Source organism: Mycobacterium sp. TH-M25, assembly GCF_057473665.1.
Map to the genome: position 1 here is coordinate 1 of NZ_JBYCLA010000602.1, position 5800 is coordinate 5800.

The window sequence follows — 5800 nt, forward strand, 5'->3', positions numbered from 1 at the left end:
GCGCCGCCCCCTTGGCCGATGGAACCGCCCACATCAGTAGCGCGGCAGGCACCATCGCCGACCTGCTCTCGGATAACCGCGCGCTGGTGCGCAGCACGGTCACCCGCTTGGATACGCTGGCCGGCGCGCTCAACGATCAACGCGACCGGGTCGGCGATTTGGTCGGCAAGGTGCCCGCCGCGTTCAATATCATCGGCCGTGCCAGCGGGATCTACGGTGATTTCTTCAATTTCTACTTCTGCGATCTGTCGCTGAAAGTCAACGGGTTGCAGCCCGGTGGACCTGTCCGCTCGGTCAAACTCCTGACCCAGCCCTCGGGTAGGTGCACACTGCAATGAGAACACTTCAGCCCGCCAACCGGGTGCGAGTCGGAGCACTGGCGATCGCCATCGTGGTGCTGGTTGTCGTTGTGGGACAGAGCTTCAGCAGCCTGCCGGTGCTGTTCGCAACGGCGAGTTATTACGCTCAGTTCACCGACTCCGGCGGCGTCAGCAAGGGTGACAAGGTGCGCATTGTCGGCCTGGATGTCGGCACCGTGCAGGACATGTCGATCGACGGCGATCACATCCTGATGAAGTTCACCACCGGCACGCACACCATCGGCACCGAGAGCCGGGTGGCCATCCGCACCGACACGCTGCTGGGCAAGAAGGTACTCGAGATCGAGTCGCGCGGCGCCTAACGGCTGAGGCCCAACGACGTGCTGCCGCTGGGTCAACGCACCACCCCGTACCAGGTGTCCGACGCATTCTTCGACGTCACCAAGGCTGCTGCCGGATGGAACATCGACACTGTCAAGGAGTCGCTGAATGTGCTGTCCCGCACCATCAATCAGACCTATCCGCATCTGAGCGCCGCACTCGACGGCGTAGCCAAGTTCTCCGACGTCATAGGCAAACGTGACGACGACCTCAAACGCCTGCTGGCCGAGGCGCGGAAAGTGGCGGGTGTGCTCGGTGACCGAAGTAAGCAGATCAACGCGCTGCTGCGGAACACCCAGACGCTGCTCGCGGCGTTCAACGAACGTGGCAAGGCCATCGCCGCACTGCTGGCCAACGTCTCGGCGTTCTCCACCCAGGTGCAGGGGTTGATCAACGACAACCCGAACCTGCATCACCTGCTCGAACAGTTGCGTGGTGTCACCGATGTGTTGACCACACACAAGAACGACCTTGCCTCCGTGCTGAATACACTGCGCAACTACACTGCCGCACTCAGCGAGGCGGTCGGATCCGGGCCCTACTTCAAGGTCATGATCGGCAACCTGCTGCCGTACCAGATCCTGCAGCCGTGGGTCGATGCCGCATTCAAGAAGCGCGGCATCGATCCGGAAAACTTCTGGCGCAGTGCGGGATTGCCCGCCTTCCGGTATCCGGATCCGAACGGCACCCGCTTTGCCAATGGCGCGCCACCGCCGGCACCCAGCGTGCTCGAAGGCACGCCGGATCATCCTGGGCCGGCCGTGGCGCCGGGATCGCCGTGCTCGTATGCGCCAGCGGCGGAGATGTCGCCGCGACCGGGCAACCCGATGCCGTGCGCCGGAATCGGCCAGGGCCAGGGCCCGTTCGGCCCGTATCCCGCCCTGCCCGACGTGCTGTCATCGCCGCCCAACCCGCACGGCCCGCCGCCGGCACCTGGCGTACCGGATGCCGGTCTGCCGGGCGCCCCGGCGCCGGACGCGCCGGGAACTCCGGTGCCGCTGCCGCCGAACGCGCCGCCGGGGGCGCGACGCGACAGCTTGCTGCCACCCGGTCTGCCGCCGCCACCGCCCGCGGTTCCGCCGGCGCCGGTACCGCCGCCGGGGCCCGGGCCGCAGCTGCCGGCGCCGTTCGTCACACCCGGCGGGGACGGAGGGTAACGGCCGTGAGCACCATTTTCGACGTCCGCAAGCTGCGGCTGCCGCAAGTGTCGAGGACCGCGCTGGTCGTGGTTTCGCTCGTGGTGGCGGTGGGGTTGGTCGCCGGCGCGGTCGGGTGGCGGTTGTACGACAGATTGACCAACAACACTGTGGTCGCCTACTTCCCGGCGGTCAACGCCCTCTATACCGGGGACAAGGTCCAGATCATGGGCATCCGGGTCGGCGCGATCGACAAGATCGAACCCACCGGCGACCGGATGAAGGTGACATTGCACTACCGCAACAAATACAAGGTGCCCGCCACTGCGTCCGCGGTCGTGCTCAACCCGACACTGGTCGCCTCGCGCAGCATCCAACTGGAGCCGCCCTACCAGGACGGGCCGGTGCTGGCCGACAACGCGGTGATCCCCATCGAACGGACCCAAGTGCCGGTGGAGTGGGATGAACTGCGCAACAGCGTGACTCACATCATCGACAAACTCGGGCCGAGCAAGGACCAGCTCAAGGGGCCATTCGGGGAAGTCATCGAGGCGTTCGCCGACGGGCTGGAGGGCAAGGGTCAACAGATCAACACCACGCTCAACGGCCTGTCCAACGCGCTGGGCACCCTCGGTGAAGGGCGGGGCGACTTTTTCGCAGTCCTGAAAAGCCTGGCGATGTTCGTCAACGCGCTGCATCAGGATGACCGACAGTTCGTCGCGCTGAACAAAGATTTGGAACAGCTGTCCGACAACCTGGTCGGTTCGGATCAGGCGGCCGCCAACGCCATTCGGGACACCGACAGCCTGTTGTCCACCGCGCAGAAGTTCTTGACCGAGAATCGTGACGCGCTGACCCACGACGTCAACAACTTGGGCGAGGTCACCACCACAATCATGCAACCCGAACCCCGGGACGGCTTGGAGACCGCGTTGCACATCCTGCCGAACATGGCGGCGAACATCTTGGCAATCTACGAACCGGCGCACGGCAGTCTCAGCGGTGTGGCGGCGTTGACCAACTTCGCCAATCCCATGGAGTTCATCTGCAGCGTGATTCAGGCCGGCAGTCGACTCGGCTATCAAGATTCGGCGGAACTCTGCGCGCAGTACTTGGCGCCGATCCTGGACGCGATCAAGTTCAACTATTTTCCGTACGGGATCAACCTGTTCAGTGCCGCGGACACACTGCCGAAGAACGTGGCCTATTCCGAACCGCGCCTACAGCCGCCGCCGGGATTCAAAGACACCACCGTACCCGGCATCTTTTCACCGGATACCCCGTGGTCGCACCGCAATTCGGAGCCCGGCTGGATTGCGGCCCCCGGTATGCAGGGTGTGCAGGTGCAGCCTGCCACCAGGAACTTGCTCACGGCGGCGTCGCTGGCCGAGTTGATGGGTGGGCCGGACATTCCGCCCCCGCCTGCCGGTAACACCATGACCGGACCGCCGAATGCCTACGACGAGAACAATCCGCTGCCACCCCCGTGGTATCCGCAACCGCTGCCGTCACCGGGTCCGCCGCCGCCCGGTCTTTCGCCGGCACCCGCAGAAGTGGGCGCGCGTTGACGAGGACGGCGCGGCTGGTCGGCCGCACGCTGTGGCAGGCGCTGTCGGTGATGACCGTGGTGCTGATGCTGACGTCGTGCGGGAGCTGGCGCGGCATCGCCAATGTGCCCTTGCCTGGCGGGCCCGGTAGCGGTCCGGGTGCCTACCGGATCTACGTTCAGATGCCGAACACCATGGCGCTGAACGGAAATAGCCGGGTGCTGGTGGCCGACGTGTTCGTCGGTACGGTGCGCTCGATTGATCTGAAGAACTGGGTGGCCACGCTGACCGTCGACCTGGACAAGGGCGTGCGGCTACCGCGCAACGCCACCGCGAAGATCGGTCAAACCAGCCTGTTGGGCTCTCAGCACATCGAGTTGGCGGCGCCACCGGACCCGTCGCCTGAGCTGCTGAAAGCGGGCGAGACGATCTCGTTGAACAACTCGTCGAGCTATCCCTCGACCGAGCAGACCTTGGCAACCCTGGCAATGGTGTTGCGCGGCGGGGGTATCCCCAATCTCGAAGTCATCCAGAACGAGGTCTACACGATCCTGGCCGGGCGGGCCAATCAGATCCGCGACTTCCTGGGCAAGCTGGACGTGTTCGTTGGCCAGGTGAATCAGCAGCGTGACGACATTCGGCACGTCATCGATTCCACCGACCGCTTGCTGGGCTATGCCGCACGACGTGCCGATACCCTGGATCGAGCCCTGACCGAATTCCCGCCGCTGGTCGAGCATTTCGACAAACAACGGAAGTTGTTCGCCGACACCGTCGAAGCGGTGGGCCGGATCAGCAACGTCACCGACCAGACGTTCACCGCTGCCCGGGCCGACCTGCACCAGGATCTGGGCGACCTGCAGCGACCGCTCAAGCAACTCGGGCGTACCGCGCCGTATTTGGTCGACGCGCTGATGTTGCTGCTGTCGCCGCCGTTCAACATCGACAGCGTGCCGAAAATCGTTCGCGGCGATTACATCAACGTCTCCGGTGCGCTGGATCTCACGCTGAGCACTGTCGACAACGCGATCTTCACCGGGACGGGGTTCTCCGGAGCGTTGCGTGCGCTCGAGCAGTCCTGGGGCCGCGATCTGTCGACCATGATTCCCGATATTCGTTACACGCCGAACCCGGCCGACGCGCCGGTGGAGCGAGGCGAATAGTGCTGACCCGCTTCATCCGCCTTCAGTTGATTGTGTTCGCCGCCTTGACATTAGTCGCGCTGGTTGCCCTGGGTTGGTATTACCTGCGCATTCCCGCCCAACTCGGGATCGGCCAATATCGTCTGGTCGCCGAGTTACCGGCGTCGGGTGGTCTGTACCGCACCTCGAACGTGACGTACCGCGGAATCCAGATCGGCAAGGTCACCAAGGTCGAACCGACCCGACACGGCGTCCGGGCGACGCTGAGCATCGACGACCGCTACAAGATCCCGATCGATGCCTCGGCCAACGTGCATTCGGTGTCGGCGATCGGTGAGCAGTACGTCGACCTGGTCTCCACCGGTGATCCCGGGAAGTTCTTCGCGCCGGGCCAGACCATCACCAAGGGCACGGTGCCCAGCGAGATAGGCCCCGCGCTGGACGCCGCAAACCGCGGTCTGGCGGCGCTGCCCAAGCACAAGATTGCGTCGCTGCTGGACGAAACATCAATGGCTGTAGGTGGTTTGGGGCCGGCGCTGCAACGGCTCGTCGACTCGACCCAATCGATCGTCGGTGACTTCGAGGCTAATCTTGCCGACGTCGACGACATCATCGCCAATGCGGCGCCGATTCTGGACAGTCAGGTGGACTCCGGCGATTCGATCGCCCAATGGTCCCGCAACCTCAAAGACCTCACCGCGCAGATCGCGGACAACGACCCACATGTGCAGAGCATCCTGGCGCACGGCGCCCCCACAGCCGATCAGGTCAACAGCGTTTTCAGCGACGTCCGCGAGTCGCTCCCGCAGACCATCGCGAATCTGGAAGTCGTCGCCGACATGCTCAAGCGCTACAACGCGGGACTCGAACAGCTGCTGGTCTTCCTGCCGGAGATCGGCTCGGTGGCCCAGACGTTGGTCGCGTCGGCGCCGGGGTCGGTGCTGATGAGCTTCGACTTGTCGCTGAACAATCCGCCGCCGTGTCTGACTGGATTCCTGCCCGCCTCGCAGTGGCGCTCACCGGCCGACACCAGCACCGCGCCGCTGCCGGCGGGAACGTATTGCAAGATCCCGCAGGACACCCAAGCCAACGACGTCCGTGGTGCGCGCAACTACCCCTGCGCGGACGTGCCCGGTAAGCGCAGGGCGACGCCGCGGGAATGCCGGGACAACAAACCGTATGTGCCGCTGGGCACCAACCCGTGGTACGGCGACCCGAACCAGATCCGGAACTGCCCGGCGCCCGGCGCCCGCTGCGATCAGCCCGTCGACCCC

3 protein-coding genes and 2 pseudogenes are annotated in these 5800 nt (G+C 64.9%); all 5 read left to right on the plus strand.

Features of this window, described 5'->3' with window-relative positions:
* Nucleotides 1–338: pseudogene (locus tag AC2VOU_RS20025) on the plus strand (mammalian cell entry protein); the annotation flags it as partial.
* Nucleotides 335–1858 (plus strand): annotated as a pseudogene (locus AC2VOU_RS20030) (MCE family protein). The pseudogenes AC2VOU_RS20025 and AC2VOU_RS20030, both read left to right, overlap by 4 nt.
* A 5-nt stretch (nt 1859–1863) precedes the next feature.
* Complete coding sequence (locus AC2VOU_RS20035) at nt 1864–3405, plus strand: virulence factor Mce family protein (protein WP_486958932.1); 1542 nt, start codon at nt 1864–1866, stop codon at nt 3403–3405.
* A 50-nt stretch (nt 3406–3455) separates the two neighbouring features.
* Complete coding sequence (locus tag AC2VOU_RS20040; RefSeq protein ID WP_486958934.1) at nt 3456–4547, plus strand: MCE family protein; 1092 nt, start codon at nt 3456–3458, stop codon at nt 4545–4547.
* Nucleotides 4547–5800 (plus strand): virulence factor Mce family protein (locus AC2VOU_RS20045; protein ID WP_486958933.1); only part of this gene is annotated, 1254 nt, incomplete at its 3' end. The genes AC2VOU_RS20040 and AC2VOU_RS20045, both read left to right, overlap by 1 nt.

Coding starts and splice junctions, on each gene's coding strand:
- AC2VOU_RS20040 (WP_486958934.1), top strand. CDS start 3,456: ATGACCGTGGTGCTGATGCTGACGTCGTGCGGGAGCTGGCGCGGCATC.